Genomic DNA, 26656 nt, shown 5'->3' with positions numbered 1-26656 from the left:
GCGGGCCGGGTCACGCGCCCACCGCACACACGGTCAATGCCCCGAGCTTCTGGGCGGCGAGGCGGATACTGCTCCGGTCGTGGCCGGACCAGCGCCCGCGGCGGCGGTGCGGGCGGCGAGGAGGGCGGCGGTGGGGTCGGCCGTGGCGGGGGCGCAGGGCCACCATGCGGTGCCGGCGCCGCGGCCTTCGCGGAGGTAGGGGTGCCAGCGGTTGTCGGGGCCGAGGCGGATCTGGACGCCTTCGGCGTCGGCGGTGAGGCGGTTGCGCCAGGCACGCAGCCGCGGAGAGCCGCCGCTGTCGTCCGGGTTGTCCGTTTCACTCGTGTTGTCGGGCTCGGTGAGGGCAGTGCGGGCGGCGGCCATGGCGGCTGGGTCGGGGGTGAGGGGGGTGCGGGCGGTGGTGATGCCGGCGGGGCCGCCGTGGCGCAGGGCGCGGACCAGGTGGGCGAAGTCGAGCGGGGGCAAGCCGGTGGCCCGCACGAGCCGGTGGAACCAGTCCTCGCTGATGCCGCTCGCGGCGAGGCGTACGGCGTCGTCGAGCGGGGTGGCAGTGAGTGTGGCGGTGTGCCCGGCGGCGAGGCGGCGGGCCCGCTGAGCGGTGTCGCGGGTGAGCGCTTCGAGGTCGTCGAGGGTGAAGGGGGCGCCGGGCGGAGGCATGGTGGTGAGCGGGGCGGGGGCCGTGTCGCCTTCGCCGGGCACGCTCTCGGCCGTGTGGGGGGCAGGTGGAGTGAAAGCCCCGTTCCACGAGGTGAACGCGTCGTGGGCGGGCACGCCCTGATCGCGCGGCGCGTCGTCGTCGGTGCTGGACGTGGTGTGGGTGTGGGCCTGGCGGCGTGTGCGCAGCGCGGTGAGGAGGGCGTCCTTGGTGCGGCCGCGGAGGGTGAAGAGCCAGAAGGGGTCGTCGTCGAGATGGACGGCGGTGGCGTAGCACAGGGCGGCGGCGTGCTTGCAGGGGTAGCCCCAGTCGGGGCAGGAGCACTCGGGATCGAGTTCGGCCGACTCGGGCAGCAGGGGCACGCCGGCGGCCCGGGCGTCGTCGACGAGGTCGGCGGGCATCTCGCCGTCGAGGAGCGCGGCGGTGCGGCCGGCCCGGGCGGCGATGGCGTCGAGGAGGGTGTCCCACTGGGCGTCGGTGAGGAGCCGCAGGTGCACCGCGGCGTCGTACGGCCAGGGGTTGCTGCCCTCGACCTCGGCGCGCAGCACGCCGGGGGCGGCGGTGACCGGGCCGACCATGCCCTTGCGGGCGTAGGTGCGGCCGCGGGAGAGGCGGCCGGCGTCGAGGGTGGAGGCCTCCAGGGCGTCCACCCAGGCCTGCCCCCACCAGGTGGCGGCGAAGGCGCGGCTGCCGGTGCGGGGTGCCTTGCGGGAGGGAGCCCTGCGTGCGGGGGTCATGACTCGAACTCCTTGGAGAGTGCGACGAGTTCGGCGAGGTCGGCGTCGGAGAGCTCGGTCAGGGCGGCCTCGCCGGAGACGATGACCTGGTCGGCGAGGGCGCGCTTGGCGCCGAGCAGGCGGGCGACCTTGTCCTCGACGGTGCCCTGGGTGGTGAGCCGGTGGACCTGGACGGGCCGGTCCTGGCCGATGCGGTAGGCGCGGTCGGTGGCCTGGTCCTCGACGGCGGGGTTCCACCACCGGTCGTAGTGGATGACATGGGTGGCCCGGGTGAGGTTGAGGCCGGTGCCGGCGGCCTTCAGGGAGAGCAGGAAGACGGGGAACTCGCCCCGCTGGAAAGCGGCGACCATCTCCTCGCGCCGCGGCACGGGCGTGGCGCCGTGCAGGTAGCGGGCGCGGACGCCGCGAGCGGCGAAGTGCCGCTCCAGCAGCCGGCCCATCTGCGTGTACTGGGTGAAGACCAGGGCGCCCTCGTCTTCGGCGATTACCGTGTCGAGCAGTTCGTCGAGGAGTTCCAGCTTGCCGGAGCGGCCGGGCAATGGGCCGGTCTCGCGCAGGTAGTGCGCGGGGTGGTTGCAGACCTGCTTGAGCGCGGTGAGGAGTTTGAGGACCAGTCCGCGGCGCGCGATGCCGTCCGCTTTCTCGATGCGGGCCATGGTCTCGCGTACCTGCGCCTGGTAGAGGGCGGCCTGCTCGGGAGTGAGGGCGACCGGGTGATCGGTCTCGGTCTTGGCCGGCAGTTCGGGGGCGATGCCGGGGTCGGACTTGCGGCGGCGCAGCAGGAACGGGCGGGTGAGACGGGCGAGTTGCCCGGCGGCCTGCCGCGCCCGGTCGGCGGCCTCCTCGTCGCCGTCGGCGCCGAGGGCACCGCGCTCGATGGGTTTCGCGAAGCGGTCGCGGAAGACGGACAGCGGTCCGAGCAGGCCGGGGGTGGTCCAGTCGAGCAGCGCCCACAGCTCGGAGAGGTTGTTCTCCACCGGGGTGCCGGTGAGGGCGACGCGGGCACGGGCGGGCAGGGCGCGCAGCTCGCGGGCGGTCGTGCCGTAGGGGTTCTTGACGTGCTGGGCCTCGTCGGCGGCCACCAGCGACCACTTGACGCCGGCGAGCTGCTCCCGGTCGCGGCGCAACACCCCGTAGGTGACCAGGACGAGTTCGTGTCCGGCGAGATGGCTGAGGGTGCGCTCGCCGCCGTGGTAGCGGCGCACCGGTACGGCCGGGGTGAAGCGGGCCGCCTCGCGCTGCCAGTTGCCGAGCAGCGAGGCCGGGCACACCACGAGGGTGGGTCCCGCGGTGTCGGGCTGTTCCTGGCGGTGCAGGTGGAGGGCGAGCAGGGTGATCGTCTTGCCGAGGCCCATGTCGTCGGCGAGGATCCCGCCGAGCGTGAGGCGGGTCATGTCCGCCAGCCAGGCCAGGCCGCGCTGCTGGTAGCCGCGCAGGGTCGCCGTCAGTCCCTCCGGTACGCCTACGGGGGCGCGGCCTTCGGGGTCGCGCAGCCGGGCGACAAGGTCGCCGAAGGCGCCGGCCGCGTCCACGGCGACGCGCTCGCCGGCCTCCGCCCCTTCCATCTCGCCGGTCAGCACCGCCTGGAGCGCCTCCAACGGGGCGAGCGCGCCGGTGCGCCGCCGCCTGAGGCGGGCCACCAGCTTCGGGTCGGCGACGACCCACTGCTCGCGCAGCCGGACCAACGGGCGGCGGGACTCGGCGAGCAGATCGAGTTCGGCCTCGGTGAGCTTCTCGCCGCCGAGCGCGACATGCCAGGAGAAGTCCAGCAGGGCGTCGCGGCCCAGCAGGGTGTCCACGGTCGCGCCGGGCGCGGTGGCCGCCCCGACCTCCGCCCGCGCCTGAAGGTCCTTGACCAGCTCCCGCGGCCAGTGCACGCGCACACCTGCCGTGCGCAGCGCGTCGGTGGCGTCCCCCAGCAGCTCCATGGCCTCCTCGTCGTCGAGCCCGAGCGCGCTGGGGGCGGCCTCGGCGAGCAGCCGGGTCAGCGGCTGCCAGGCGCGGGCGGCGCGGCGCAGCGCGAGCAGCGCCTCGGCCTCGGCGTGCGGGCCGAGCAGGCGCTGCGCGCGAACCGGGTCGGCCCACAACTCGGCCGCGTCCAGGACCAGCGACGGATCGGCCGCGGTACGCAGCTGCAGCACGGCCCGGAAGTCGCGGCGCCGCCCGGCCGGGGACTCCACCCTCAGTTCCACGCTCACCTGCGCGGCCCGCTCGGCGGCGGCCTCGGCCGCCCACTGGGCGAGCTTCGGGTGCAGGGCGCTGGCGCGGTCGGCGTACGGGTTGCCGGGCACCGTATGCCCGGCCGCCGGGGTGCGCGGCAGGGTGTCGGCGAGCGCGTCGCAGAACTCCCCCACCAGGGCGGCCGGTTCGACGATGCGCGGTGTCCTGTCACCGCTCGGGGGCGCGGGCAGGTTGTGGGCGTACGGCGGCAGGGCGGCGGCCAGCGCGTCCAGGTCCCGCTTGCCGCGCGCGCCGGGCGGCCCGAACCGCCAGGTGGTGTACGTGTCGGAGGTCAGCGCCGGATACAGGCGCCCCTCACCGAGCAGTTCCAGCACGCGGCGGGCGACGGCAGCCCACGCGGCGAGCGACGGATGGACGCCCGAGGCGGGCAGATCGAGCAGGAGGGCGAGCGCGCTGCCGGGGCTGAGTGCCCACCCCTCCACGGTGCGGGTGCGCACCCCGCGGCCGTGCGGCAGGACCAGCGCGAGCCGGACCCGTTCCACCGCCCCAGGCGCGGCGGCCTGTGCGGGCACGCGGCCGACGGTCGCGGAGGGCCGGTAGAGCACCAGGCGGCCGAGCCGGGCCGGCTGCCCCGGCTCGGCCGGGGCGAACACGGCGGCCCAGCCGCCGTCGGCGAGGTGCTCGCGCGCCCAGGCGGCGCCAGCGGGATCCGCGAGCGGCGCGGCCTCGTCGGTGATCTCCCTCACGAGCAGGCTCACTTGGCGCTCCCCGCCTTGAACGCGGCCTTCCGCAGCCGCTTGGCCAGGGCCTTGTCGACCGGCTTGACGGCGTCGGCCAGCGCGCCGAGCACCTCGCCGGCGTGCGGGTGGCCGGCCCGCCACAGGTCGTCGGCCCGCTCCGTCACCTGGCCGAGTGGGCGCGGCCCGTCCTCGGGGCCCGTCAACAACCTTTCACGCAACGCCTGTTCGCCCCGACGGGCGAACGGCAGCGCGCCGTCCACCAGCATCCACTCCAGGCCCCACGCCGCCTCGCCCTCAGCGGGCTCCCCGATCCGGCGCAGCATCGAGGCCGCCGCGTGCGAGCAACCGGCGACCGTGGAGACGGCCGCCTTGTGCAGTACCTGCTTCGCCCGCCCGGCAGTGTCCGTCTCCAGTACGGCGGCCAGCACCCGCGGCGCCTCCAGGCGGCGCAGCGCGTCGGCCGGCTCCGTACCGGCGCAGGCGTCCACCACCTGCACGGCGGCGTCCGCCGCGGAGCGTGCCGCGAGCCAGTCCACCACCTCCTGAGCGGCGTCCGCCTCGGAGCCGTAGGAGGGGAGCGAGGCCAGCAGCTCGCGCGCGTCGGCCTCGGCGAGCGAGCCGATCACGGGCGCCGGGATGCCCACGCGCACCAGCAGCGTGTGCAGGCCGGAGCGGCCCAGTGGGGTGAGCCGGAAGCGGCCGGCCGGCAGCGGGTCAGGCCCGCCGCCGTCGGGGAGCAGGGTGAGGGCGCTGCCCTCCCCGGTCTCGCCGCCTTCCCGCTCGGCGGCGCCGAACAGCTCCAGTACCCCCGCGGTCTCTTCGTACTGCTCGGCCAAGAGCGCCGACACGAGCACGCGGGCCGGACCCTCGGGCAGCCCCTCCAGGCCGTCGGTGAGGTAGCCGGCGACGTCCAGCCACTCTCCCTCCGGCAGCCCGTACGCCGTGAGCAGCATCAGCAACACCAGCGGCGGCGCCTCGTCGGCCAGTGCCCGCAGCTGCGGCAGCCCGTCCAGCGGCCCGGCCGGCAGGGAGAGAGCGACGGAGAGTTCGGCCGCCGCGCCCGCCACGGCGCCCTGCCACGCGGTCAGCAGCGCCGCGTCGTCGTCCTCGTCGGGCAGGTCGGCGCCGGCGTGTGCGCGAGCACCGTCCACCTCGACGAAGCCGCAGTTCAATGCCCATTCCCAGGGCAGGTCCAACACCTCCATGTCGCCCGCGCTGCGGATCTTCGCCAGCCGCGCGGCCCGCGCCTCGGCATCGCCCCACTCCTCGGGGCCGATGCGCCACAGCTCGGCCTCCTCCACGGCCTGCCGGGCGAGCTTCGGCCGCAGCAGCCCCTTCGGGGTCAGCTCCCGCCCGCCCGTCTCCCGCGACCGCCCTTCCGCGAAAGCCGTCCGGGCCACTCTCCCCCCGCCGCACCAGTACCCGAGCCGCACCGCCGCCATGAAGGCGGGCACCTCGCGCACCGCGCGGGCCAGCTCCGCCTCGCCGGGCAGCCGGACGGCGGGCAACCGGACGTCCGCGACGCCGAGGAGGCCGGACAGCGCCCCCTCCTCATCCTCCCGGCCGACCTCGTCCCCCCGTCCGGCGTCGGCGAGCGGACCCGCGCCGCCGGGCAGAGGATGCAGCTCGCCGCACTCGCAGCGGTACATGCCCGCTGGCACGCCGCGCCGGCCGCGCCGCGTGCCCGCCACCCGCCGCAGCCGGACCCCGGCCAGCGCCCGGGTGACCTCGGCGGGGTCGAAGGCGGCCGGGTCGAAGCCCTCCTCGTACAGGCCGGCCAGCACCTCGTCGTGCAGGCCGTCGTACTCGACCCACTCCTCGCCCCCGTCCCGGACGACCACGGGGCGCGGGCGCTTTCCGTCCTCATAACGCTGGAGCAGCTCGGCCAGTCCCCACACGCCGCCGAGATCCTCGGCGGCGGGCATGGCCCGGCGCCCACCCGTGCACACCGCGCGCTTCCCCTCGCCCTCCTGGACGGGGCGCACCTCCTCCACCGCGATCCGGTGCAGCCAGTCGTCGCCGAAGTCGTAGGTGTAGTCCATGCGGTCGCCGGCGTGCGGCAGGATGTCCGCGAGGGCGGCCTCGTCCTCGTCGAAGGCCGGGACGCCGAAGTCTCCCGGCGGGGCGTACCGGCCGCCCGAACGGTCCTCGAAGGCGTGCAGGTGCGCGTCGTCCCAGCCGAACGTCACCTGGATCACGTCGTGCAGGGAGCCCAGCGCGATGTCCGAGGGCACCACGAGCCGCCGCCACACCGACGGCTTCATCCCCTCCAGCTGTACCTTGAGCAGGTGGACGGAAGGCGCGCTCCGGGCGGAGCTGTGCTGGGCGGTCATGAGCAGGGGGCTTCCCACACGTCGGATGCGTATGCGACGGAATGCCCTGAGCGCCCCCGCCGTACGCCGAACGGCTGACCCGACCATTCTTGCAGCGGCACACCGCCGTTCCGGCCGCCTGACGGAAACTCACTCGGCCCGGCCGTGGTCGTTCGGCAGACACGAGTTCGACGTTCCCCTCCCTGAAGGGAGGGGCTTCTTACGACTCGCGCCGTGAGACTTCCACTTCCGACCCCGCCGCCATCTCATGACCGCACCTGACTACCGAGCCGGGATGACCGGCCGCTTCACCATCTGGGACCAGATCACCGGCGCCACCGGCCGGCCCGTCGCGGCCTGAGCACCGGTCCGCAACCCGCCCCACCACGCCCCGACACACCGTCAGACACCCACGCACCCAGCAACGTGACAACGCCTGCGTGGAGGCTCCCCGCCCAGGTAGTGTGACGGCCGTAGGTGAAGTTCGGCACCGACTCCGGATCGAGCTTGAGTACCAAGGCGGCCACGACTGGGACTTCGCGCCCGTCGGCGAGACTGACCAAACCCTCGCCCACGTATCGGATCTGCCCGTCTTCCCACGGCATCGCGACCCCCTCCTTTGGCTATGCGGTGGATGCGGACTCAGATCGTTGCGCACCACAACTGCTGGAGTATGAGGCGGTCACCAAGTCTTTGAGGTTGCGGCGCGGGCTGAGGCCCGGTGTGCGTTCGGGGTGGCCGATGCGGAAGGACACCAGGCCGGTCGAGGCGGTGCGGCCGAGCAGGGCGGCCCACCGTGCGGAGAAGACGTCCGGGTTACCGGCCGCGCGGTCGCGGTCGATGCGCTCGGTTATCTGGTTCATGTGGTGCAGGGCGAGACCGAGGGAGGTCGCGGTGAGGTGCGTTCGGGCCAGCAGCCGCCCGCCGGCGACCTGGGCGGTCCGGTTCGTGACGTCGTCGACGATGATGACGCCGTATGCGGCGGCGGTCGCGGTGTGCACGTCACGGGTGGCCTTGGTCCAGAAGTCGTCGCCATCGGTGCGTGATTGCGCCGGCAGGAGTTTCGCGGCGAACCGGGTCAGGCGGCCGAGGCCCTGACCGTCGAGGCTGAGCCCGTCGCAGTGCTTGTCGATGTCGCAGCGTGCGCTGCGGAACCAGGTGAAGGCTTCGGTCGATTGGGCGGTGTCCGCGGTGATGGCCTCGGTGGCCTCGACGTAGAGCCTGCCCAACTGCTCGCGTGCCGCCTTGTCGGCTATCCACAGCACGCTCGCTCCGTCGACGCGGGAACCTTGGTCGGTGAAGCCGCTGAGGTCGACGGGCGTGGCGTTGTACGGGCCGCGGTTGGTGTGCCGGTGCGGGATCGCGGCGGCGAGTTTGCGGTCCTGCCCGGTGCCGCCCTTGCCCAACACGATGCGCGCGACGTGGTCCGACTCGGTGCCCTCCGGAAACAGGACGACCTTCGCGGTGAAGCCGTCCGACCTGGCGGCGATCACCATGTTCTCGACGGCGCAGCCGAGCCCGGCGAAGTGCTCGCGGCCGCTCGCGTCGTTGAGCGGCATCCGCCGCCTGGGGTCCGAGTGGACGTTGATGACCTCGTCGTTGACGGTGAACCGCCACGCTTGGGTGTTGTGCGGGTTACAGGCCAGGACGCCGGCGGCGACCACCCGGTCGATCCCCGGCATCGTGGCCCACTCGTGCCAGAGGTCGTACGGATCGCCGGATCCCGCGTTGAATACGCCGTTGGTGGCGGCCCGCACGCCGCCGACACCTAGGCCCGCGGCGGCTACGGAACCGATGCCGATGCCGGCGAACTTCAGTGCCGACCGGCGGCTCACGCCTGCCCCTTCGGGAGCCTTGGTGGCTTCGGGCATGCCGAGTGATGGCCGGGTGGTGGTCATGGCAGGTTGCCTTTCACAGTGGTGAAGTGCGTGGATTCACCGGTAGTTGAGCTCGGCGAGCTCCGTGGCGAGCTTCTTGGGCATGGCCGTGTGGCCGAGCAGGGGGAGCACGATGTTGCGGACGCCGCGGGCCATGGGGTTGCGGGTGGTGGCCATGCGGGTCATGCGGTCGGTGAAGGCGACCACCCGCTGGGCGACGGGGCGGCGCTGAGCCTCGTATCCGTCGAGCCGGCCGGTGGCGAACGCCTGGCCGAGGGCGTAGCCGTCCTGGATGCCGGTGTTCATGCCCTGACCGCCGGCGGGGCTGTGCACGTGTGCGGCGTCGCCGGCCAGGAACAGGCGGTCGGCCCGGTAGTGGTCGGCGACCCGGTGGTGCACCCGGAACCGTGAGGACCAGGCACGACCGGTGACCTTGGCCTGGCCGGGGGCGCGCTCGTCCAGCAGTCGCTGGATGAAGGCGAGGTCGGGAGTGGCCGGAGCGTCGTCCACGGTGGCGACGACCCGGTAGTGGCCGCCGGGGAGCGGGGCGACGACGGTGAGGCCGGCGGTGGCGAAGGTGAGCGACACCTCCCTGGGACCCGGAGTCCAGTCCATGACGACGTCGGCGAGTACGAAGGACTCGCCGTAGGCGCTGCCGGAGAACCCGATGCCCGCCGCTTCGCGCACGGTGCTGTGCATACCGTCGGCACCGACGGCATAGGCGGCGCGCAGGGTCTGTCCGGTGCTCATGGTGAGTGTCACGCCGTCCTCGTCCTGGACGACGGAAGCAACCTCGTAGGGGCGGTGCACGTCCCCGCCGAGCGTCCGCAGCCGGTCTAGCAACACGCCCTCGGTCTCGTACTGGGGAACCATCAGCGTGTACGGGTAGGCCGTGGGCAGCTTGTCGAATGGCACGGTCAGCAGTCGGCGGGAGCCGTCGCGAGCCGCGAACCGGGTGAGCTGGATGCCACGCGAGATCAGCTCCTCGGAGGCGCCCAGCTCCTCCAGGACCTCCAGCGTGCGGGCGTGCACGACGGCGGCACGTGAGGTGTTCGCGCCCTCCGCCAGCTTGTCCAGGACGACGAAGTCGATGCCGGCGGAGGCGAGCGTGACGGCGAGCGCGAGACCGGTCGGGCCGCCGCCGACGACGGCGACTTGGGTGCGGTCGGGAAGCGGGGTGGTGTTCATGACGGAGTCTTCCGTTCTGGCTTGAGAGGCAGATCAACAAGTGTTTGCCAACAAATGTTGGCCAACGCGTGTTGGCATTGTGCGCAGATCCACACCGAGAAGTCAACGCGTGTTGGCCTACGCTCGTTGGCGTGAGACAGGAAACTGAGATCCCCAACGCGGACAAACGTTCGGAACGAACCAAGGCCGCCATCCTGCGCGCAGCGCGTGAGCGATTCGGGGCTCACGGCTACGAACGCACCACGATTCGCGCAGTGGCGTCCGACGCCGGCATCGACCCGTCGATGGTCATGCGCTACTTCGGCAACAAGGCACAGCTATTCGACGCGGCACTGGCCATCGACCTGCTGCTGCCGGACCTCACCTCCGTCCCGGCCGACGAAATCGCGCGGACGCTGGTGCGCCACTTCCTCGAGCGTTGGGAGGGCGACCTGGCCGGCGACGCACTGCTGGTCCTGCTGCGCTCGGCGGTCACCAATGAACACGCAGGGGCGCGGATGCACGAGATCTTCGCGGCCCAGGTCGCGCCGGCACTGGCCGCCGTCCTGGGCCCGGAGCTCGCCGCACGCCGGGCCGGCCTGGTCTCTGCCCAGCTCCTCGGCTTGGGGTTGACTCGCTACCTGCTGCGTCTTCCGGCGGTGACCGCCTTGACGCCAGACGAGATCGAAGACGGCCTCGCCCCGGCCATCAGGGCTGTTCTCGAGCCGAAGTAGAGGCGGCGGCCTCCCTGCCGGACAGCGGACGCCGCGCATGCCGCCGTTGGGTGCGATGAGCCGCAGTGCCGCCCGGCTGTCACTTACCTATCCAAGGGCTTGCAGATGGGGCGAGCTCAAGCGGTCAGTGCATCACCGCTGTTCAGGAGGTCAGCGTAGACCTCTGCCGGAGTGCGGTAGCCGTGGGTCTTGCGTGGACGGTAGCTGCGCTCGTGGGCAATGGCGTCCAGGTCGCCCTGGCTGAACGTCCGAAGATCCGTACCCTTGGGAAGGTCCCAGGTGAGCGTCCGCCGCAGCTGGGGCGGGATGCCGAGGAGGCTTCGGGTGAGGTGCGGGGCGACCTGCTCAGCCTTGGTGCGGTCGGGCAGCGTGATGATGGTGGTGTAGCGGCTGGTTCGCTCGACAAGCGTCGCGACTGTTGAGGGCCGTGTGCCCATCACGCGGTCGCCCTCCCAATGGCCGGGACCTTACGGTCCTCGACCTCGACAGGACGGGCGGTGATGGAAACCATGCCGCGGATGGTGCCCCGACCGCTGGGCCGACGGGCGAGCTTCGGCCGGCGCATGGGCCGCGCAGACCGCAGCTTCTGGGTGAGGCTGCGGTCGATTGCCTGGCGGCGGCGCGGGTCGTAGAGCGAGAGGTAGATCGCCTCGTGCGAGATCTGCATCGAGGCGTCGCCGGGGAACTGACGGCGAAGCCAGCCCGCGATCTGCTCGGGCGACCAGTACAGGGCCGGCTCCGCCTTTACCAGCGCGCGAAGCGCGGGTCGTTGGGCAAGCTTGGATTGCTTGGGCCGACGCCCGCGCGTAAGGGCGGCCTCGTCTGCGGACGTGGCACGGTAGCGGTCCCGACCTCCATTGCGGGCAATCTCGCGGGAGACGGTCGACGCCGATCTGCCCAGCCGCCGGGCCAGTTGCCGGGCGGACTCACCGCCGCGATACCGCGGGATATCTCCTCGCGTTCACCGCCGGCCAGATGCCGCGCTGACCGCTGCTGTGGGGCCTGGCGGACGCCACCGCTGTGGTACAGAAATCGGCGGACGTGGTGCATCGGTGCCCCGAGCGCTCGCCCCATCAAGCTGAACGACTGTCCCTCACGCCAGCATCTCCAGATCTCATCCTGCTGAGTCGGCGAAAACCCGTAGTCACGCACCTGTGCCTCCACGACAACATGATCATTCGTGGGTGGCGCGTTGATCACTCGAGGGCGCCGATCTGGCGGTTTCTGCCGGCGAACCACCCGGCTACGAGCTGAGGCAACATGAGCAGGGTCATCAGGACCAGCGGTGCCCGCCAGCTCCCGCTGTGTTGGTAGAGCACTCCGACCAGAATGGGGCCAGGGACCGACAGCAGGTATCCGGCACTCTGGGCGAAGGCTGACAGGCGAACCACTGTAGTGCTGTCGCGTCCGCGCATCCCGATCACTGTGAGTGCCAGCGGGAAGGAGCAGTTGGCGACACCGAGGAGAACAGCCCACAGCAACGGCGCGGCAGCCGGTGCGGCCCACAGACTGGCGTAGCCAGCGATCCCGACCAGTCCGATCCCGACTGCGACCCCACTTTGGCTGTGCAGACGCCCAGCGACGACAGCCAGCACGAACGACAGCGGAACGCCGAGCACCGAGGTCACGGCGAACAGCAGCCCTGCGGTCTCGGCGGACAGACCGGCGTCGCGGAAGATTTGTGGCAGCCAGCCGATGACGACGTACGCGGCGGTGGCCTGGAGGCCGAAGTAGACGGCGAGTGCCCAGGCGGTCGGGCTGCGGGTGATGCGTATGTCGGGACCAGGTGCCAACCCCGGCGTGGCGGAGTCCGTGTCCGACCTGCGCGCGGCGGGATGGCGAGCGAGGGCCAGCCAAGGAGGTATGGCCACCACGGCGACGGCGGCCCATGCCCCCAGGCCGCCCCGCCAATTACCGCCGAAAGTCTTGGCCAGCGGGACAGTGACGGCGGCAGCGCTCGACGCACCCAGGTTGAGAGCCATGGAGTACAGGCCCGTCATCATGCCGACCCGGTCCGCGAAGCGTTGCTTGACGACGACGGGCAGGAGGACGTTGGCCACCGCGATCCCGGCGAGCGCGAGGGCGCTCAGGGTGACGAACAGGGCGGTGCCTTTGACGAGCGGACGCACAGCGAGTCCGGCCGCAATCGCGGCCATGCCGGCGACGATGACACGGTCGGGCCCGTACCGACGGGCGAGACGGGGCGCGGCGGAGCCGACCAGCGCGAAGCACACGGCCGGCACGGAGGTGAGCACACCCGCTGCGGTGGCGCTCATCCCGAGGCTTGCACGGACTTCTTCCAGAACCGGACCGAGGCTGGTGACCGCGGGCCGGAGGTTGACTGCGGCGATCAGCAAGGCAACGACGGCGACGCGCCGCGCCCGGAGCGTGGACCGGGCTGTGTCCGGCTGCGCCCTCGCACACCGGGGAGCCGCCGGTTCCTCGTTCGACATGATCAGATCCTGTGATCAGCGGCAATGGCGGGAGATCGCCGTCTAGCCTTGGCATTCATGTGTCAACGCTGTCTCCTGCGTCGGCACATCGAAATGTGACCGCGCGTCGATGGTGCGGTCCCCGCACGTCGAGTGCCGCCCTGACCGCGGCGCCTGCTACGCGGACATTCACCACCGCGGACGGATTACCTCCGCCACTCCGCCGCTTTATGAGGGCGCTCGACAATAGGTCTCTCCATGGCCTTAGTCCCGCATCACCCTCCACCGCCGCCCGGGTCCATGTTCCGACCGAGACTGAAAAAATGCGCGGTGAGCAGGGATTTGCCCCCGGCGTCAGGATCTATGTCTCTGCTGAGGCGCGACTTCGCCGCCTCAGCAGAGCTGCGGTGCGCGTCCGTCGTAGTGCCCAAGGGGTCGGCCTGCGCCAGAGAGGGCACAGCCACCGCGGCACCTACCAGCGCCGCCACGGCGATGGCTCCTTTTCTTCGATTCATTTCCACCGTTCCTGGGAGATGCCGAGAGGCACGGCATGTCGAGCGGGTGAGACGGGTGCGCCTCGTGATCTCATCCTGCAGGCCACAGCAAGAGGGCACTTGAGTAATCGGTGCTTACCCGTGGCGGGAACGCCCTAGAGATCTGTAACGGTTGGGGTTACGAAGGCGGCAGGCTGTGTGACCATTGCCCACGACGTCTACGATGTGGTGGCCGCACCGAGTGGCTCCAGACGGTCGTCCACGCGGGCGCCAGCCTGACGAGCAGCCTCGCCGGCGCGGGCTACCGAGCCGGGATCGCCGCGAAGGTCGGCACGTACGCCGCGCCAGTCGGGACCGTGAGCGCCATCGTCGTGGGCAGTGTCGTCGGTGAGGGGATCGAGGTCTGTTGCAGATGAGGATCTGGCCTGGATGAGGAGAGGACTGAAGGGACTGTTCAAAAGGAAACAACCTCACACCGCGAATGCGTCCACACCGGGTGCTCCGGTGTGGGCCGAGCCGGAGATCCCCGATGACGAACGGGCTGTCCTGCTTGTCGGCATCCTTGACGACCCCGCGGCGCGCGAGGACGAAAAGTACGACGCGGCGAGCGATCTGGAGTTCCTCTCCAATCCGTTCGTCGAATCGAGTCTGGCCCGGATCATTCGCGCTGAGGACTTCCGGAGCGTGCTGGCCCAACTGTGTGCGGAGTCCCTCGGCGGGATCTGGGCCAGGGCCGGCCGGGTGGACCCCGCCTTCATGGCGGAGCTGCGGGGTCCGGCGAAGGACGAGGTCTTCGGCATCCTCGGCAACCGCGCCCCGCACCTGTTGCCCCCTGGCGCCCTCTAGATCAGAAGATCTTCGATGGCTGAGGTTACGGCGGTCGGAAGTCGAGGCCGGTCTTGGCGATGAGGCCGTCGATGAGGCTGGGGCGGTACTGCATTCGTTTGAGCCGGGTCTTCACGAGCGCGGTGAGCTGGTCGAGGCTGTGTTTGGTGAGGTTGGCCAGCGACCGTTTCAGATGCGACCAGACGCCCTCGACCGGGTTGAACTCGGGTGCGTACGGCGGCAGTTGGTAGACGGTCAGCCATAATCGCGCCTCGATCAGCTGCCGCATTCTGCGGCTGACGTGCGTGTTCAAGTTGTCCCAGACCAGGATGATCGGTCCGCCGAGCTGCTGGTGTGCGGCATCCAGCAGGCGGGCGTAGTCGGTCTCGGTGAAGCCCTTGCTCCGGCCCTGGCCCGGCCGCGGTCGAGGTGGATGCGGTAGATCAGCCGGGACCGATGGCCGGACTTGATGCAGATCAGCGCCGCCATGGAGACGCGTTTGGTGCCCGCGGCGGTGACTCGCACGACAGGCGTGTGGCCTCGTCGGCCCCAGGTGCGGCCTTTGGGCGGCCTCAGCCCCTGGCCGGCTTCGTCCTCGAAGCAGAGCCAGGCGCCCAGGTCCGCCGCTGTCTTTTTATGACGGGCCACCGCTCGTCCTTCCAAGCGACGATCTTCTCCTCGTCGCGCTCGGCCGCCTTGCGGGAGGGAACCTGCACGCTCCAGCCGATGCGGTGCAGCAGCAGGTCCATCCCTGCCAGGGTGTACGCGACGCCGAAGCGGCGGCGTACGACCTCGGCGATCCTCGCCGGAGTCCAGCACTGGTCGCTCCAGCCCGCAGCAGCAGGGCCGGCATCCAACACCGCCTCCAGCAATCGCAGTTGACCCGCCTCGAGCTTGCAGCGGGCACCGCCGGGCCCCTTGGAGACCAGGGCCTGCCGACCGCCCGCAGCCAACGCCCGGCGCCAACGGTTCGCCGACATCCGGGTCACTCTGAAGCGCCGGGCCACCTCCCGGTCACTGACTCCCGCCTCGATCAGATCGGCGGCGGCCAGCCGCACCCGCTCACGCCGATCCCGCTCCTCAGCCGTCAGCCCTCCGCCATCGGGATACCTCATCCCTCCGGCATAGCGCGGCTCACGACAGTCGTCACGACCCCACGTAACCCGCACCCTTAAAGATCTCTAGTTGTCACATAGGCAGGCTTGTTGTCACCGGAGATGCTGATCGCTTGGGCGGTTGGCTGAGCCCGGACACGGTAGTTGGAACCTGGTCGTGCATATTGGAACTGGGGTGGTTCGTGACGCTCCTGGCCGGGCCTGACTGTCACGGGTATCGGCTTGGATGAGCACGTGACTGTCTATGACGTAGCCCGCCAGCTTCCTGCCATCGCCGACCTGCGAGACCTGTGCCGTTCACTGGCGATGCTCGATGCGATCCTCAGCCCGGACTGGGAGGATCGGTACTACTCCATGAACGCCGGTTGGGCAGACGGCGAGGAGATGGCCTCGATGCGCAACGGGTCGGGAGACGAGTACTCCATCCTGTTCTCGACTGCCGGGGTTTATGTGCGTGGATTCGACCACGAGTCGCCGATGAGCCCGTATGGCAACGACGGCGAGCCTTGGCCGGGAGTGATCGACGAGGTCCCCGATCTCTTCAAGCCCTTCGCCGAGGAGCCGGCGTTCACCGACGAGGACGGCGTCCCTGTCGTGACGGCCTGCTTGTGGCGGGGAGCGACGGACGATCGGTGGCACCACGGGACGATCGATTTCCCCGATCGCGCTGTCGATCCTGACGGAGCGACGGGCCTGTTCGAGCTCCTGGTCGACCGTTCGCCGGAAGCGTTCCAGCGCTTCGCCGAGGACTATTACGAGGTCCCCGTGGACCTGGAGGCCGTGAGCCAGGTGTATGCCCTGCGGCCGCTGAGTCAGGAGCTCGTGTCGTTGCTGAACCCTGAGGTCAGCTTGGCCGACCTGGCCCAGGACTTCTCCGAGGTCGGCTATCCGCACCTGGAGCAGGAGTCGACCTGAACGCCGGCTTGCGGGAAGTGAGACGAGGGCCGGTGAACTGCCATGATGCCGGCGTGGCTGCCGATATAGCGTTCTTCCTCGCCCCTGATGACCAGACTGCTGCTGTGACGCGTCTGAGAGGCCCTGGCCGAGCCTTTGAGTCTGTGACCTGCCACTTCATCGAGCCTGACAGTGCTGTCGTCGAGTGGGACATGTACTTCGAGGCGCCGTCTGCTGAGCTCCCACCGCTCGAACAGCTTCATACGTGGGAGTGGCCGAGCTGGGTCACGCCCGCCTTGAACGATGGCATCGAGGTGTTCGTTCTGCCGGGACGGTTGACCCGGGCGTTGGCCAACGCCAGCTCCAGCGAGCTGCTTGAGCTTGCCGCTCGCTGGACCACGAGGCTCAAGCGCGCCGATGGAGACGACATGACCGGCGACGATCCGCTGGCGATCCTGCAGGGGGTTGCCCGACTCGCGGCGTCCGCCGTGAGCTCAGGCAGCGGCCTGTACTGCTGGAGCTATTGACACGCTTGTAGTGCGGGCGTCGCGAGCTCGGGATGTACGGAACTGGGTCCGACATAAGTGACCATTCACCGCAGGTTGCAGGAAGCGTGACCCAACGGTTCCAACAAGCGTGTCCCGCAGGGGCAAGGACGCCAGGTCACGACGCTGTGCTGGTTCCAACTACCGTGGCCAGGCTCATGGGTCTTTCGGCGTCCTACGCCCTCGAGCGGCAGGTTGCCTCGCATGACACGCCGTAGCCGTCTGCCGGCCTGGCGGGCAGACTGCGGCCATGCAGCTCCCCGCACAAGCCGTTGCAGCCACCGTGCTGATCGAAGTCGTAAGGATCTCCGCTCTCCCGGCCGAGCGGGGCGCCCCATACCCCGGCGAGGTGGTCACCCACTGGGCCGGGAGCGAGGCCGCCGACGCCCTGACCTTGATCGAGACCCTGCCCGGCAGCGAACAGCACCGCTGCGGCTTCTCGCCCGGCTGGAGTATCCGGGCATTCGAGGACACCCTCAACCTGGTGCTGTTCGAGGCGGCGTTCTGCTTCAGGTGCCATGAGGTCCGCATGCATGGAACGGCTGTGCCGTCCGCGCTGGCCACGCAGTTCTTCGACGCGGACGCCCTGCCGGCCCAGACCCTCCTGGCTCTCTTCCGCGAGGCGGCCCGGTAGCCAGCAGCTTCCGGATTTAGCGCGCCAGCTGGCCAGGCGGGCCAACTGCTGTGCTCAGTCGCATGCTTCCCCCTCGGCTATCCGTTCCCAGTGGAAGTGTTGAGTCCCAATCAATGGATGGAGAACTGAGCAGGGTCCACTGTCTCTCTGGTCGGTCGCCGTGACGCGTCCTCCCTGGGGCAGCGGAGGAGACAGCATCAGCCCCACTTACAGGGGGAGGAGTCCGGTGAGTAGCTGGGCGAGTGCGGCAGTCGGGGTCGCGGCGGGGCTGCGGACGGCGACGAAGGGCTCCTCTCACTTCCTAAGGCACTGGCTGGAGTGCGGTTCTGGAGGGAGGCACGGCCCGGCCGGCCGGGGAGTCCACGTCTGCGGCAGGAGGTGTTCAACTCTGATCACAACTGGCTGGCTCTTCGCTGCGGGCATCGCGGCAGCCGTGCTCGTGGCCATGATCAGCCTCTTGCTGACAGCCCTGCGTAACGCTTCCGTATCCCCGTCCCACGGGGACGGAGCCATGACCCAGGAGGTGGCTGCCGCCAGGGCCAGCTGGCGGCAAGCGCTTCGCGGGCGGGGCCTCGAACCGTTCCTGCGCGACGTACGCAAGGCCGTGGACGGGGGCCTTGACCATGACCGGGCTCCGTAGCGCACCGGGCAGGCCACGGACGCCTCCGTCCTGAAGACGGAGCGACTGACGGCGTCGGAGGCGCCATCGTGGTACTCCAGGCATGAGCCGAAACGGCAGAGAGGTACTGGCGGCAGAGCACGTATCTTGTCGTGCTCCCCTCTTCGGGTCTCGCGCCTGTGATGCGGAAAGCCCTCAGGTTGATTTCTGGGCCACGGCATGCTCCCGGCTGCCGGCTTTCGTCCATGGGACCGGATGATGCAGTGTGCCCTCCCGCCAGGCACAGATGCTTGGCGGGAGGGCACACAGATGGTGAATGACCTGCCCAGCCCCCGAGGCGGTGCAGATCCAGCTCTACGGGCGGGCCCCCGTGCCGTCCGTACAGCTGCATGCGGTGTTGCTGAACGTGCCCGGCAGCCGTGCAGAGGTGAACAGCACCGTGAGCGAGGTGCTGGCTGTTCGGCTTGGCTGTGGGCTGACGCGTGTGCCGGGAAGCCTCATCGACGGCCGCCCGTCACCAGACGATCGAGCCGGTGCGCAGTCCGGTCTCGTTCCGTGTCGCCGATTCGTCCCCGCTGACGCCTGCTTCGGCCTGGTCTGCGGCATCCGACAGCGCGCGATAGACCACGTCCCAGCCGGGTGCCCCGTGTGGAGCGTCCTCGACGAGCCGCTCTCCCTCCCGCAAGTAGGCCAGCATCCTCTCGTGAGGAGAGGAGCGCTTCTCGTGCTCCATTTGCATCCCCTTTTCCGTGTCCCGTTTCTTCGTCTGTGGGAAGCAGCTCGCTCCCTTCGTGTCGGGAGCGGTAGGTCCCGAGTCGGGACCACGGGTTTCGCCTCTCGCGACCACCGTGGCCCCGAGAGGCGAGCTACTGCTCTGCGTGCGGTTCGGATATGCGCTTGGCCTTGGTTTCTGCCTTGTCCAAATCCCTGGACACGGTCGCGGATGAGACCTTCAGCAACGCTGCGATCTCGATGCCCTTCAGGCCCCAGACGTGGGTCAGTTCCCAGACTGTCGCCTGCCGCTCGTCACGGATCGCGGCCTTCACCGCAGCCAGCAGTTCGAGGTATTCCAAGCCCGCGGTGATGTCGTACGGGGCTGTGGTGTCCGGCCACGGCCTGCCGCCCTCCGGGAGCTCGTCCGAGGGCCGTTCCAGCTGTGCCCGCATCCGTCCCAGTTCCGAGAGGAACTTGTTGCGGGCCACCACGGTGGCGTACACGATGACCGGCTTCCTGAACACGGTGCCGCTGCGGAATTCCTGGATCACCGCGAGGCAGGCTTCCTGGGTGACGTCGTGGGCCAGGTGGTAGTCACGCGTCATCCGCATCACCACCGTCAGAAGCCGCGGATGGACCTCTTTCAGTACCTCGCTCAGCTTCGCCTCCTGTTCACGGGACAGCCGGTCTCGTGGCCGCGCGGGACCCGCTCCTCCTGAGTTGGTTGCCATGGGCCGTCCTTCCACCGGACTCAGGCGGGGATGGACCCCGCAGAGGTTGGTTGGTAGTAGGACGCGCAAGGGGCCAACTTCTTTCATCCGCCGCGACGTTGGCGGCGCAAATTTTCTGCAGCACGGCCGTCCTGACGGGCATGGACACTCGAACCGCGCTTGCGCTGGCGCTCGGCGCGCTGGCCGTCTACGCCGCATACCGCAATCCTGAACTCGGCACGGCAATCGGCATCGGCGTCATCGTCGCGACCCTGCTCCTGGCGTTCTTGAAGTAGTACGACGGGCCCGCCCAAGGCCCGCTTTGCTGAGATGGCGTGGACGGCCGTTGCTGATGCCAGATGGGAGCAGGCGGTGCGGCGAGCGCGCCCACTACATCGTGATCGTCAAGGGCAACCAGAGGAAGCTGCGCAGACAGCTCAAGTCCCTTCCGTGGCAGGACATCCCGCTTCAGGGCCGGACCAAGGGCCTCGGCCACGGCCGCTCGGGGATCCGCCGGATCAAGGTCGCCACCGTGAACAACCTCCTCTTCCCCGGAGCCCGCCAGGCCGTCCAGATGAAGCGTCGCCGCACCGACCGAAAGTCCGGATTGACCACCATCAAGACCGTCTACGCCGTCACCAGCCTTATCGCCGAGCAGGCCGCCATGGCCAGGCCTCGGCTCTGCCAGTCGTTGCGGACCATGTACGGGATCTTGAGGCCACGAGCAGCCCATGGCAGGCTCATGCCGCATGATCGATGAATTCGCGAAAGACAACCTGCACGGGAGACTGCGGCGGGACCGCAAGGCGCTGCTCTGGAAACTCGACGGCTTGTCCGAATACGACGCCCGCCGACCGTTGACAGCGACCGGGACCAACCTCCTCGGCCTGGTCAAACACGTGGCCACTGTCGAGGCCAGGTACTTCGGTGAGGTCTTCGACCGCCCTTCCCCGGAACCGCTGCCCCGGTGGCAGGACTCCAACGGCAGCGATCTGTGGGCGACCGAGGACGAGACCCGCGATCAGATCATCGGGTTCTACCGGCGCACGTGGGAACACTCGGACGCGACGATCAACGGGCTTCCCCTCGACGCCCCCGGCCACGTGCCGTGGTGGCCGCAGCCTTATGCCGACACGAACCTGTTCGCCGTCATGGTCCATGTCCTCGGCGAGTCCATCCGGCATGCCGGGCACGCCGATATCCTGCGCGAGGGCCTCGACGGCCGGACCGGGCTGCGCGCCGAACACGAGAAGCAGATCGACGAGGAAGCCCGTGCAGCCTACTGCGCGAAGATCGAGCAGGCCGCCAGGACGGCCGCACCAATCAAGGCTTAGAGGTTGTCTCACGTGACCTGATGTTCGTGCGGCATGATGCCGGTCGTGGGTGCTGATCTATCGAAGCGTCTGGTTCCTGATGAACTCTGGGAGCTGGCCGCCCCGTTGCTGCCGTCGTTCGCTGCGCCTCCGCAAGGTGGTGGGACCGCTCCGTGTGACGAGCGGGCCGTGTTCACGGCAGTGGTGTACGTGCTGACCAGCGGCTGTGCCGGGCGGCATCTGCCCGCTCGCCGTCGCCGTGTCCGGCGCGAACATGCCCGACAGCCTCGCCCTCAAGCCGCTCATCCGCGGCATACCCGCCGCCCGGTCCCGCTGGGGACCACGGCGGCGCCGACCCGTCAAACTCCGCGCGGACAAGGCGTACTTCTCACGTGCATCTTCTTGCGCACGTGACCGAGTTCGGTGCGCCGAGCGCTTTTGCGATTCGGTCCGCGGCCACGCTGCCCCCGATCGGCTCGCGGGGGTTGAGACCCGGATGACGTCCGCGTTCATCACGTCCACCGGCTCTTCCGACCCAATGTCGAGTTCGACGGACCAAGTCGGGCGGCTCCAGCGCGGATGAACACCGGTGTGCCGTGCCTACGCTCAGTTGCGTTGTTACCGAATGCGGACAGATCCGGGTGAACGACGCCCGCTCGGACGTCATCTCATGGGGTGCAACGAAATAGCCGATGCGGCCGGTCGCTCTGCGGGAGCAGGGGGAGGTGCCGCGTCCTGACAGACCATGGGGGAGCTTTCATCATGACCACGCACCGTGCCCGCCGTAGCGCCCGTTCCGCCGCCCTGGCCGCCGTCACCGCCGCGCTGGCGCTGGGCCTGACCGCCTGCGGCGGCGCCGACGGCTCGAAGGCGGCGGGCGGCGACCACGCCGCTGGTACCGCGCAGAGCCGGTCCGCGTCCAACGGGGACGGCAAGGGCAGCGCGGAGCAGGCCAACAGCGGTGGTGACGCCAAGGAGAGGGCGCGCCCGACGACCCTCTCGGGCGGCACCGACAAGGTCGCGAGCAAGGGCACAACGGCCGGCGCCCAGCAGTGCCGCGGAGACGAGATGCTGGTCACCGCGGTGCACCGGTTTGCCGGTCAGCAGGGCGACCACCTGCTGGTCACCGCGTCGAACGAGGGCACCAAGCCATGCTGGGTCACCTCGTACCCGGCCGTGAAGCTCGGCGGGGACGTCGACGGCGCCGCACTGCCGCACTCGAAGAAGGACAACCCGGGCGGCGACAAGCACATCACGCTGCGGCCCGGAGGCAAGGCATACAGCGCGGTGAACCTCTTCGACTACGGCTCGAAGAACCACACGGCGCAGTCGTTCGCCATCGCGCTGCGCGGCGCGGACGGTCACAACGGCCCCTTCTACTCCGTCGACACCAAGGGCCAGAAGCCGCAGTTCAGCTGGAACGAGGCCGACGTGCTGAACTGGAGCACCAAGAAGCCGTACGACTTCTGACGGCCCATCGGCCAGGTCGTCGCCCGCCTGCAGAAGAGCGGCAGGGAGCCGATCCTGGTCCGCACCAGCGGACTGCCCGAGATCGACGGCGCTCCCGGCGGCCTGTTCACTGTGCCGCTCCGGGACGGTGACCCCGGCAGCTTCGGTCTGGCGGGCCTCCTCATGCGTTTTCTCCGCAACACCGTGGACGAGGGCGTCATCCGCACGTCCTGCCGGACACCGGCGAACTCGACGCCTTCCTGTGCGCCGGCCGCAACGAAGACACACCACCATGACCGAAGAACTCGGCGCGTGGATCGTGAACGAGACTGTCGCCACCGGGTGATGACCTCCCCACGGGGGTGGGCGGGCCGAACCAACGCGAGCCCGCCCGCCCGGGGCCCCGCAAGGGTTCGCGGTCAGTTGCGACCGAGCATTCCTAGTGCCGCATCAGGCAAGGTTTGCCCTCTGTGAAACCTGAGTCGCCCGCATCCGGGCGGATGAGCGGACCTACGTGGCTCAACCCACGTAGGGTGCTCAGGTGTTCAATCGGCTTGAGGTCAGCGTGTTGCCGCCGGGACTCCGATGGGCTGCCCGGCTGCAGTTCTGGGTCGACGGCGAGGAAGTGGTCGCGGGGGCGGTCGGTGAGGAAGGCCGCGGCCCGCTTGCGGAGGAGGCGTTGCCTGCCGACGGTCACAGTCCCTTCTTGGCGACCGACGAGGGGCGACGGGTAGTGCTGGGGGAGCCTGAGTGCACGGGCGGATGCTGCGGCTACCTGTCGGTGTTCGTGCAGCGGCACGGTGGCGTTGTCGAGTGGTCCGATTGGCAGGTGCCCGTTGATCAGGTGCGCCCGCCGACGTTTCACTTCGATGCCGATCAGTACGACGGGGAAGTGACCCGAGCACTGGCAGATCGGTGGTGGCAGGTTCAGGCGATGTGACGCGCCGCTCGGGTCCTGTCCCGGGCGGTGTGTGGCCGTCAGGCTGTGCTAGTGGCAGATCGAGTACGCGTCCGTGAGATCGATGACGACGAGGGCACCAGCTCCGGCGACCACTCCGAAGGAGAGTTTCACCAAGTCGAAGAGGGTCTTCGCGTCGAGCTTCGCGGTGGTGTCGATCTCCTGGAAGTCCAGCAGGATGACCAAGCCGTAGAAGACGCCGCTGGCGGCCAGGACCGCAGCGACGAAGGTGACCGTTAAGGCACGGCCGACCTTCCACAGTCGCAGCTCCCGATCCTTCGGGGTTGATCGCGGTCGTTGGTTGGCTGTCATGAGGGGGCCGGAGAGACCGTTTAGCCCCCCGAGAGGATCGGATAGCGTCACTGGCAGGCGTCACACGGTGACGCCTGCTGAACGCGAACGCTTGCGCCAGGCCCTCGTGCGGCAGGGTGGCGAGCAGTACGGGGTGTGCACGGCGCTGAGGGCGCCCCCTGTGGCAGGGGGCGCCCTCAGCGTGTCATCCGCGTCAGCCGACGCTGCCGTGCTCCACGGGGAAGTCCGGGGGACAGGGCTGGGCGAAGTCGAACAGGGACGGGTCCTCGAACTTGCGGTCCGCCTCGCGCCACGAGGGTTTGGCGGAGACGACGAAGCTGTCCCCGTTCGGTTCGAGCATCCAGGTGAAGTCCGCATCCCCCGCGGGGAGGTCATGACGCTCTTTCAGCACCGCGAACTCCGCCTCCGACGCCGGGCGGACGTGGATCCCCTTCTGGTAGATGGGTTTGAGCAGCATGAGCTCCACATGCCCGAAGTACACCTCGACGCGGGTGTCCGTTCCGTCGACGGCGGTGGCGTCGCTGCGCAGCAGCAGCTGCCGGTGCGACGCCGCGAAGCTGACCACCCGGAACAGACGTCCCTCTCGTACGAAATCCGCCATTCGCTGTGTTCTTCCTGTCCTTGGGGTCTTCGGGTCACTGGGCCCAGTCCGGCTTCGGCATGTCTTTGACGAGGCTCGGCACCTTGTCGCCCGGCTTGGTGAAGTACCAGTCGACGGCGTCGAAGTTCCGGTGTCCAAGGATCACCTTGAGACGCAGCGTCGCGACTTCCCATGCGGTGCCGTTGTTGCTTCCTACTTTGGCCACCGTCTGCCAGTTGCCGCCCACCAACGGCTTCCCGCGTTCGATGAGCTTGTTCAGGGCTTCTGCCGCGGTCTTCGCGTCCGGAACACCGTCCAGTGAAATGCTCAACTTCACCGACTTATTGTCCAGCGCCTTCTCGACGCCGGCCATCCAGATCGGACGCCCGTCATCGCCAGGGGCCGGTTCGCCGAGAAGCTTGTGGTTGAACGTCCGTGCCCCGGCGCCGCTCAGGCCGCGGGTACCGCCCAGGGTTTCTCTGGCCAGCGTATCGGAGTACGGGTTGATCCCCAGAACGATGTGGTCGCCGTCCTTGACGAGCTCGTCGAGGATCCCCTGCGGACACCGAATGGACCCAGCACCGCGCGTACCGACTGCTCCGCAACAGCAACAACCGCGTGGTGCTGCTGCTGAGCCAGTTGGTGAAGGGAGACGGCTGGCTGGATGCCCACGCCTACCGGGAGAAGTGGGGGGACAACGCGCTCCGTGGCCCGTCGGCCGCCTTGACGAAGGGGATCACACGCGGCGCGAAGGCCGGTTGGTGGTCGCCGGACATCCCGAGCCCGCTGCGCCCGACGACCCCGGATCCGTCCAAGGGCTGGTCGAAGACAGGTGGCTACTACCTTGACGATGAGCGCCTGCCAGCGTTTCGGGCCGCGATGGAACGCTACGGGCAGGAGAACCGCGGCGGTTTCCCTGACATCGAGTAGCCACCGGGCTGTGTCTGAAGCGGTGCGACGGGCAGATGAGTAGCGCGGACACCCAAGGCCGGTTTTGCTGAAGGATCTGCCGCTGACGGACCGCGCTCAGCATGAACCCGCGACGTGGAGCAGCCGCATCTGCGGCGCGCGGGCACCTGGGGGCTGTTCGTGTCAGCGACGGGCACCGGCAAGGTGTCATGGGCTTTGAGGGCCCCTCGCTGTCGGCGTACGGCTCAATATGCACGGCCAGTTACAGATGAACGTGCGCAGCTACCCAAGGCCACCAAGCCGGGTGCGGGGCTGTTTCAGCGCTGTCAGTGGGACAGGGCATGATCCGGTGGATGCGCTGCACAACGTGGACTTCAGATCGCATGTTCGTCTCCTATCGGCAGTACTACCTGCAAGGCGACGACTTCCTCAGCAAGTACGACGACACCGACACGGTCGAGCGGATCTTCGCGGGAAACAGCCTGGCAGCCGGGGGCCCAGAACACCTCACGGTGCTCGCGGGCACGCACACCGGCTGGATACGCCTGACCACCCAGCACTGCGCGGATGAACCACTCCTGCCAGGACAGGAGTGGGAGACCGTGGTGGACGTGAGCATCTGCAGCACGAGCGGCATCCTGCGGCTATTCCGGTGGGGCGGGGATGTCGAGGAGGATGCCGGGAACTTCGCCACGGCCGGGGCGGGCTGGTATCGCGTCCGCGTCCAAGCACGCGGACGCGATGAAGGCGATGCGCATGAAGGCGACACCCCTGTGGAGGAGCACTTTCTGAGCATCTGGTCGGCACCGCCCCAACCTGACACAGTCCACCGCGCAAACGACGCATTCGCCCGCACGCACTACGACCCCACCCGGCCTCCCGGCCAACCCATTCACCCCTGAGCACGTTCACCTGTACTCCATGGAGCAACCCAAGGGGCGTTGTCACGTTAGTGCGATGTTGATCGATTGAGGGCGCGTCAGGGCGTGTAGGGGTCGGGCGGGGCCTGGGTCACGCTGCGACAGGCAGGCCGGCGGCGGTGGTGACCTGATCCCAGATGGCGAAGCGGATGGTTATCTCGGTGCGGTATTCAGTGGCGGTCATCAGGTGGCGGCGGGGCCTGAAGTGGGGTGAGATACCGCTGAACGCGGACAGGAACTGCTGGGCTCCGCCGACGCTGCGGAAGCCTTTCATGGCGTGTTCACGGTGCCGGGTGGGCTGGTGGGAGTTTTCGGCCCGGTTGTTGAGGCCCTTGTGGGAGCGGTGTTCCACGGAGGGCATGACCTCGCGGTGGGCCGCGCCGTAGGAGCGGAGCTTGTCGGTGACCATCACCCGCGGCACCGGGCAGGTCTTCTTCGGCAGCCTGCGGAAGAACCGCCTGGCCGCACGGTGTCCCACCGGTTCTGTACGAGGATGTCCAGGACGGTGCCGACGGCGTCCACAGCCGGCCACAGGTACTTCTGCTCTCCGTTGATCTTGATGAAGGCCTCGTCCAGGTGCCGCTTGTCCCCGGGCCGGGGTTGCCGACGGCGCAGCGCACCGGCGTAGACCTGCCCGAACTTGGCGCACCAGCGGCGGACCGTCTCATAGGAGACGACGACACCGCGCTCGAGCATCAGTTCCTCGACTTCACGGAACGGCAGCGGGAAGCGGTGGTACAGCCACACGCGGTGGGCAATGACGTCGACCGGGTACCGGTGTCCCTTGTATGACGGCGGCGCGCTGCCCACGGACGACCCCTCCCAGCACG

Annotated in this window: 27 protein-coding genes and 3 pseudogenes; 14 read left to right on the top strand and 16 right to left on the bottom strand. The window is 69.5% G+C overall.

The window, feature by feature from the left end; genetic code table 11:
- Positions 1 to 33 precede the first annotated feature (33 nt).
- The 3 genes from ACIRA5_RS38785 to ACIRA5_RS38775 are packed head-to-tail and all read right to left on the bottom strand — an operon-like array spanning position 34 to position 6646.
- Positions 34 to 1392, bottom strand: a complete 1359-nt coding sequence (locus ACIRA5_RS38785) for an SWIM zinc finger family protein (protein WP_403699086.1) — start codon at positions 1390 to 1392, stop codon at positions 34 to 36.
- Complete coding sequence (locus tag ACIRA5_RS38780) at positions 1389 to 4331, bottom strand: DEAD/DEAH box helicase (protein WP_403699084.1); 2943 nt, start codon at positions 4329 to 4331, stop codon at positions 1389 to 1391. The genes ACIRA5_RS38785 and ACIRA5_RS38780 overlap by 4 nt, the downstream gene beginning before the upstream one ends.
- Positions 4328 to 6646: a plasmid pRiA4b ORF-3 family protein gene (locus tag ACIRA5_RS38775; RefSeq protein WP_403699082.1), complete on the bottom strand. Its 2319-nt coding sequence runs from the start codon at positions 6644 to 6646 to the stop codon at positions 4328 to 4330. The genes ACIRA5_RS38780 and ACIRA5_RS38775 overlap by 4 nt, the downstream gene beginning before the upstream one ends.
- Before the next feature lie 223 nt (positions 6647 to 6869).
- Here ACIRA5_RS38775 and ACIRA5_RS38770 point away from each other — a divergent pair.
- Positions 6870 to 6986: pseudogene (locus ACIRA5_RS38770) on the top strand (IS6 family transposase); the annotation flags it as partial.
- Between the two features lie 262 nt (positions 6987 to 7248).
- On the opposite strand, the gene ACIRA5_RS38765 reads toward ACIRA5_RS38770, so the two are convergent.
- Both ACIRA5_RS38765 and ACIRA5_RS38760 read right to left on the bottom strand, forming a co-directional pair.
- Positions 7249 to 8523, bottom strand: coding sequence for an Acg family FMN-binding oxidoreductase (locus ACIRA5_RS38765; RefSeq protein ID WP_403699080.1), 1275 nt, complete (start codon positions 8521 to 8523; stop codon positions 7249 to 7251).
- Between the two features lie 36 nt (positions 8524 to 8559).
- Positions 8560 to 9690 carry an FAD-dependent oxidoreductase gene (locus ACIRA5_RS38760; RefSeq protein ID WP_403699078.1) on the bottom strand — a complete coding sequence of 377 codons (1131 nt, stop codon included), beginning with the start codon at positions 9688 to 9690 and terminating at the stop codon, positions 8560 to 8562.
- 131 nt (positions 9691 to 9821) lie between these two features.
- On the opposite strand from ACIRA5_RS38760, the gene ACIRA5_RS38755 reads away from it, so the two are divergent.
- Positions 9822 to 10403 (top strand): TetR family transcriptional regulator, encoded by a 582-nt coding sequence (locus tag ACIRA5_RS38755; RefSeq protein ID WP_403699076.1) that lies wholly within the window; start codon positions 9822 to 9824, stop codon positions 10401 to 10403.
- A gap of 116 nt (positions 10404 to 10519) precedes the next feature.
- On the opposite strand, the gene ACIRA5_RS38750 is transcribed toward ACIRA5_RS38755, so the two are convergent.
- From ACIRA5_RS38750 to ACIRA5_RS38740, 3 genes are all read right to left on the bottom strand, one after another.
- Positions 10520 to 10840 carry a transposase gene (locus tag ACIRA5_RS38750; RefSeq protein ID WP_403699075.1) on the bottom strand — a complete coding sequence of 107 codons (321 nt, stop codon included), beginning with the start codon at positions 10838 to 10840 and terminating at the stop codon, positions 10520 to 10522.
- Positions 10840 to 11070, bottom strand: a complete 231-nt coding sequence (locus ACIRA5_RS38745; protein ID WP_403699074.1) for a hypothetical protein — start codon at positions 11068 to 11070, stop codon at positions 10840 to 10842. Before ACIRA5_RS38745 ends, ACIRA5_RS38750 begins: the two co-directional genes overlap by 1 nt.
- Before the next feature lie 529 nt (positions 11071 to 11599).
- Positions 11600 to 12679, bottom strand: coding sequence for an MFS transporter (locus ACIRA5_RS38740; RefSeq protein WP_403699072.1), 1080 nt, complete (start codon positions 12677 to 12679; stop codon positions 11600 to 11602).
- Positions 12680 to 13833: 1154 nt separating this feature from the next.
- Between ACIRA5_RS38740 and ACIRA5_RS38735 the strand changes: the two genes are divergently transcribed.
- Positions 13834 to 14175 (top strand): hypothetical protein, encoded by a 342-nt coding sequence (locus ACIRA5_RS38735; protein ID WP_403699071.1) that lies wholly within the window; start codon positions 13834 to 13836, stop codon positions 14173 to 14175.
- A gap of 25 nt (positions 14176 to 14200) precedes the next feature.
- On the opposite strand, the pseudogene ACIRA5_RS38730 reads toward ACIRA5_RS38735, so the two are convergent.
- Positions 14201 to 14643, bottom strand: a pseudogene (locus tag ACIRA5_RS38730) (transposase).
- A gap of 83 nt (positions 14644 to 14726) precedes the next feature.
- A complete protein-coding gene (locus ACIRA5_RS38725; RefSeq protein WP_403699069.1) occupies positions 14727 to 15269 on the bottom strand; it encodes a winged helix-turn-helix domain-containing protein in 543 nt (180 codons plus the stop codon).
- Positions 15270 to 15485: 216 nt separating this feature from the next.
- On the opposite strand from ACIRA5_RS38725, the gene ACIRA5_RS38720 reads away from it, so the two are divergent.
- From ACIRA5_RS38720 to ACIRA5_RS38710, 3 genes are all read left to right on the top strand, one after another.
- Complete coding sequence (locus tag ACIRA5_RS38720; protein WP_403699285.1) at positions 15486 to 16184, top strand: hypothetical protein; 699 nt, start codon at positions 15486 to 15488, stop codon at positions 16182 to 16184.
- 53 nt (positions 16185 to 16237) lie between these two features.
- The gene (locus ACIRA5_RS38715; RefSeq protein WP_403699068.1) at positions 16238 to 16690 is read left to right on the top strand and encodes a hypothetical protein; all 453 of its coding nucleotides are present in this window, start codon (positions 16238 to 16240) and stop codon (positions 16688 to 16690) included.
- 268 nt (positions 16691 to 16958) lie between these two features.
- Positions 16959 to 17342 (top strand): hypothetical protein, encoded by a 384-nt coding sequence (locus tag ACIRA5_RS38710; RefSeq protein ID WP_403699067.1) that lies wholly within the window; start codon positions 16959 to 16961, stop codon positions 17340 to 17342.
- A gap of 1133 nt (positions 17343 to 18475) precedes the next feature.
- Here ACIRA5_RS38710 and ACIRA5_RS38705 read toward each other — a convergent pair.
- A complete protein-coding gene (locus ACIRA5_RS38705; protein ID WP_403699066.1) occupies positions 18476 to 18694 on the bottom strand; it encodes a hypothetical protein in 219 nt (72 codons plus the stop codon).
- A gap of 133 nt (positions 18695 to 18827) precedes the next feature.
- Complete coding sequence (locus tag ACIRA5_RS38700) at positions 18828 to 19406, bottom strand: RNA polymerase sigma factor (RefSeq protein ID WP_403699064.1); 579 nt, start codon at positions 19404 to 19406, stop codon at positions 18828 to 18830.
- A 140-nt stretch (positions 19407 to 19546) separates the two neighbouring features.
- Between ACIRA5_RS38700 and ACIRA5_RS38695 the strand changes: the two genes are divergently transcribed.
- The 6 genes from ACIRA5_RS38695 (at position 19547) to ACIRA5_RS38670 (ending at position 23087) form a co-directional block, all read left to right on the top strand.
- The gene (locus ACIRA5_RS38695) at positions 19547 to 19681 is read left to right on the top strand and encodes a hypothetical protein (RefSeq protein ID WP_403699062.1); all 135 of its coding nucleotides are present in this window, start codon (positions 19547 to 19549) and stop codon (positions 19679 to 19681) included.
- 56 nt (positions 19682 to 19737) lie between these two features.
- Positions 19738 to 20145, top strand: a complete 408-nt coding sequence (locus tag ACIRA5_RS38690; RefSeq protein ID WP_403699060.1) for a hypothetical protein — start codon at positions 19738 to 19740, stop codon at positions 20143 to 20145.
- Positions 20135 to 20719 carry a DinB family protein gene (locus ACIRA5_RS38685; protein ID WP_403699058.1) on the top strand — a complete coding sequence of 195 codons (585 nt, stop codon included), beginning with the start codon at positions 20135 to 20137 and terminating at the stop codon, positions 20717 to 20719. The genes ACIRA5_RS38690 and ACIRA5_RS38685 overlap by 11 nt, the downstream gene beginning before the upstream one ends.
- Before the next feature lie 33 nt (positions 20720 to 20752).
- Entirely contained in the window at positions 20753 to 21112 is a 360-nt protein-coding gene (locus ACIRA5_RS38680) for a transposase (protein ID WP_403699056.1), read from the top strand.
- 348 nt (positions 21113 to 21460) lie between these two features.
- Positions 21461 to 22168: a DUF4232 domain-containing protein gene (locus tag ACIRA5_RS38675; RefSeq protein WP_403699055.1), complete on the top strand. Its 708-nt coding sequence runs from the start codon at positions 21461 to 21463 to the stop codon at positions 22166 to 22168.
- Positions 22169 to 22688: 520 nt separating this feature from the next.
- Entirely contained in the window at positions 22689 to 23087 is a 399-nt protein-coding gene (locus ACIRA5_RS38670; protein WP_403699053.1) for a hypothetical protein, read from the top strand.
- Between the two features lie 48 nt (positions 23088 to 23135).
- Here the strand turns inward: ACIRA5_RS38670 and ACIRA5_RS38665 are convergent, their stop codons facing one another.
- From ACIRA5_RS38665 to ACIRA5_RS38655, 3 genes are all read right to left on the bottom strand, one after another.
- Positions 23136 to 23417, bottom strand: a complete 282-nt coding sequence (locus ACIRA5_RS38665; RefSeq protein ID WP_403699051.1) for a hypothetical protein — start codon at positions 23415 to 23417, stop codon at positions 23136 to 23138.
- Positions 23418 to 23610: 193 nt separating this feature from the next.
- Positions 23611 to 24018 carry a hypothetical protein gene (locus tag ACIRA5_RS38660; RefSeq protein WP_403699050.1) on the bottom strand — a complete coding sequence of 136 codons (408 nt, stop codon included), beginning with the start codon at positions 24016 to 24018 and terminating at the stop codon, positions 23611 to 23613.
- A 34-nt stretch (positions 24019 to 24052) separates the two neighbouring features.
- The gene (locus tag ACIRA5_RS38655) at positions 24053 to 24505 is read right to left on the bottom strand and encodes a polymorphic toxin type 27 domain-containing protein (protein WP_403699283.1); all 453 of its coding nucleotides are present in this window, start codon (positions 24503 to 24505) and stop codon (positions 24053 to 24055) included.
- A gap of 110 nt (positions 24506 to 24615) precedes the next feature.
- On the opposite strand from ACIRA5_RS38655, the gene ACIRA5_RS38650 reads away from it, so the two are divergent.
- Both ACIRA5_RS38650 and ACIRA5_RS38645 read left to right on the top strand, forming a co-directional pair.
- Entirely contained in the window at positions 24616 to 24927 is a 312-nt protein-coding gene (locus ACIRA5_RS38650; protein ID WP_403699048.1) for a hypothetical protein, read from the top strand.
- Positions 24928 to 25289: 362 nt separating this feature from the next.
- Positions 25290 to 25808: a hypothetical protein gene (locus ACIRA5_RS38645; protein ID WP_403699046.1), complete on the top strand. Its 519-nt coding sequence runs from the start codon at positions 25290 to 25292 to the stop codon at positions 25806 to 25808.
- Between the two features lie 109 nt (positions 25809 to 25917).
- On the opposite strand, the pseudogene ACIRA5_RS38640 reads toward ACIRA5_RS38645, so the two are convergent.
- A pseudogene (locus ACIRA5_RS38640) lies at positions 25918 to 26636 on the bottom strand (IS6 family transposase).
- Between the last annotated feature and the right edge of the window lie 20 nt (positions 26637 to 26656).

Origin of the sequence: Streptomyces sp. NPDC096311 (genome assembly GCF_044763085.1) — a bacterium.
In the GTDB taxonomy this organism is placed as follows: domain Bacteria; phylum Actinomycetota; class Actinomycetes; order Streptomycetales; family Streptomycetaceae; genus Streptomyces.
The sequence above is the reverse complement of the archived record's forward strand: the minus strand, read 5'-3'. Positions and strand labels throughout refer to the sequence as shown.

Excerpts from the sequence above, each read along its gene's own strand:
- ACIRA5_RS38785 (WP_403699086.1), bottom strand. The coding sequence starts at position 1,392 with ATGACCCCCGCACGCAGGGCTCCCTCCCGCAAGGCACCCCGCACCGGC.
- ACIRA5_RS38775 (WP_403699082.1), bottom strand. The coding sequence starts at position 6,646 with ATGACCGCCCAGCACAGCTCCGCCCGGAGCGCGCCTTCCGTCCACCTG.
- ACIRA5_RS38765 (WP_403699080.1), bottom strand. The coding sequence starts at position 8,523 with ATGACCACCACCCGGCCATCACTCGGCATGCCCGAAGCCACCAAGGCT.
- ACIRA5_RS38760 (WP_403699078.1), bottom strand. The coding sequence starts at position 9,690 with ATGAACACCACCCCGCTTCCCGACCGCACCCAAGTCGCCGTCGTCGGC.
- ACIRA5_RS38750 (WP_403699075.1), bottom strand. The coding sequence starts at position 10,840 with ATGGGCACACGGCCCTCAACAGTCGCGACGCTTGTCGAGCGAACCAGC.
- ACIRA5_RS38745 (WP_403699074.1), bottom strand. The coding sequence starts at position 11,070 with ATGCAGATCTCGCACGAGGCGATCTACCTCTCGCTCTACGACCCGCGC.
- ACIRA5_RS38740 (WP_403699072.1), bottom strand. The coding sequence starts at position 12,679 with ATGAGCGCCACCGCAGCGGGTGTGCTCACCTCCGTGCCGGCCGTGTGC.
- ACIRA5_RS38725 (WP_403699069.1), bottom strand. The coding sequence starts at position 15,269 with ATGAGGTATCCCGATGGCGGAGGGCTGACGGCTGAGGAGCGGGATCGG.
- ACIRA5_RS38710 (WP_403699067.1), top strand. The coding sequence starts at position 16,959 with ATGCAGCTCCCCGCACAAGCCGTTGCAGCCACCGTGCTGATCGAAGTC.
- ACIRA5_RS38705 (WP_403699066.1), bottom strand. The coding sequence starts at position 18,694 with ATGGAGCACGAGAAGCGCTCCTCTCCTCACGAGAGGATGCTGGCCTAC.
- ACIRA5_RS38700 (WP_403699064.1), bottom strand. The coding sequence starts at position 19,406 with ATGGCAACCAACTCAGGAGGAGCGGGTCCCGCGCGGCCACGAGACCGG.
- ACIRA5_RS38695 (WP_403699062.1), top strand. The coding sequence starts at position 19,547 with ATGGACACTCGAACCGCGCTTGCGCTGGCGCTCGGCGCGCTGGCCGTC.
- ACIRA5_RS38690 (WP_403699060.1), top strand. The coding sequence starts at position 19,738 with ATGCCAGATGGGAGCAGGCGGTGCGGCGAGCGCGCCCACTACATCGTG.
- ACIRA5_RS38685 (WP_403699058.1), top strand. The coding sequence starts at position 20,135 with ATGATCGATGAATTCGCGAAAGACAACCTGCACGGGAGACTGCGGCGG.
- ACIRA5_RS38680 (WP_403699056.1), top strand. The coding sequence starts at position 20,753 with ATGATGCCGGTCGTGGGTGCTGATCTATCGAAGCGTCTGGTTCCTGAT.
- ACIRA5_RS38675 (WP_403699055.1), top strand. The coding sequence starts at position 21,461 with ATGACCACGCACCGTGCCCGCCGTAGCGCCCGTTCCGCCGCCCTGGCC.
- ACIRA5_RS38665 (WP_403699051.1), bottom strand. The coding sequence starts at position 23,417 with ATGACAGCCAACCAACGACCGCGATCAACCCCGAAGGATCGGGAGCTG.
- ACIRA5_RS38660 (WP_403699050.1), bottom strand. The coding sequence starts at position 24,018 with ATGGCGGATTTCGTACGAGAGGGACGTCTGTTCCGGGTGGTCAGCTTC.
- ACIRA5_RS38645 (WP_403699046.1), top strand. The coding sequence starts at position 25,290 with ATGTTCGTCTCCTATCGGCAGTACTACCTGCAAGGCGACGACTTCCTC.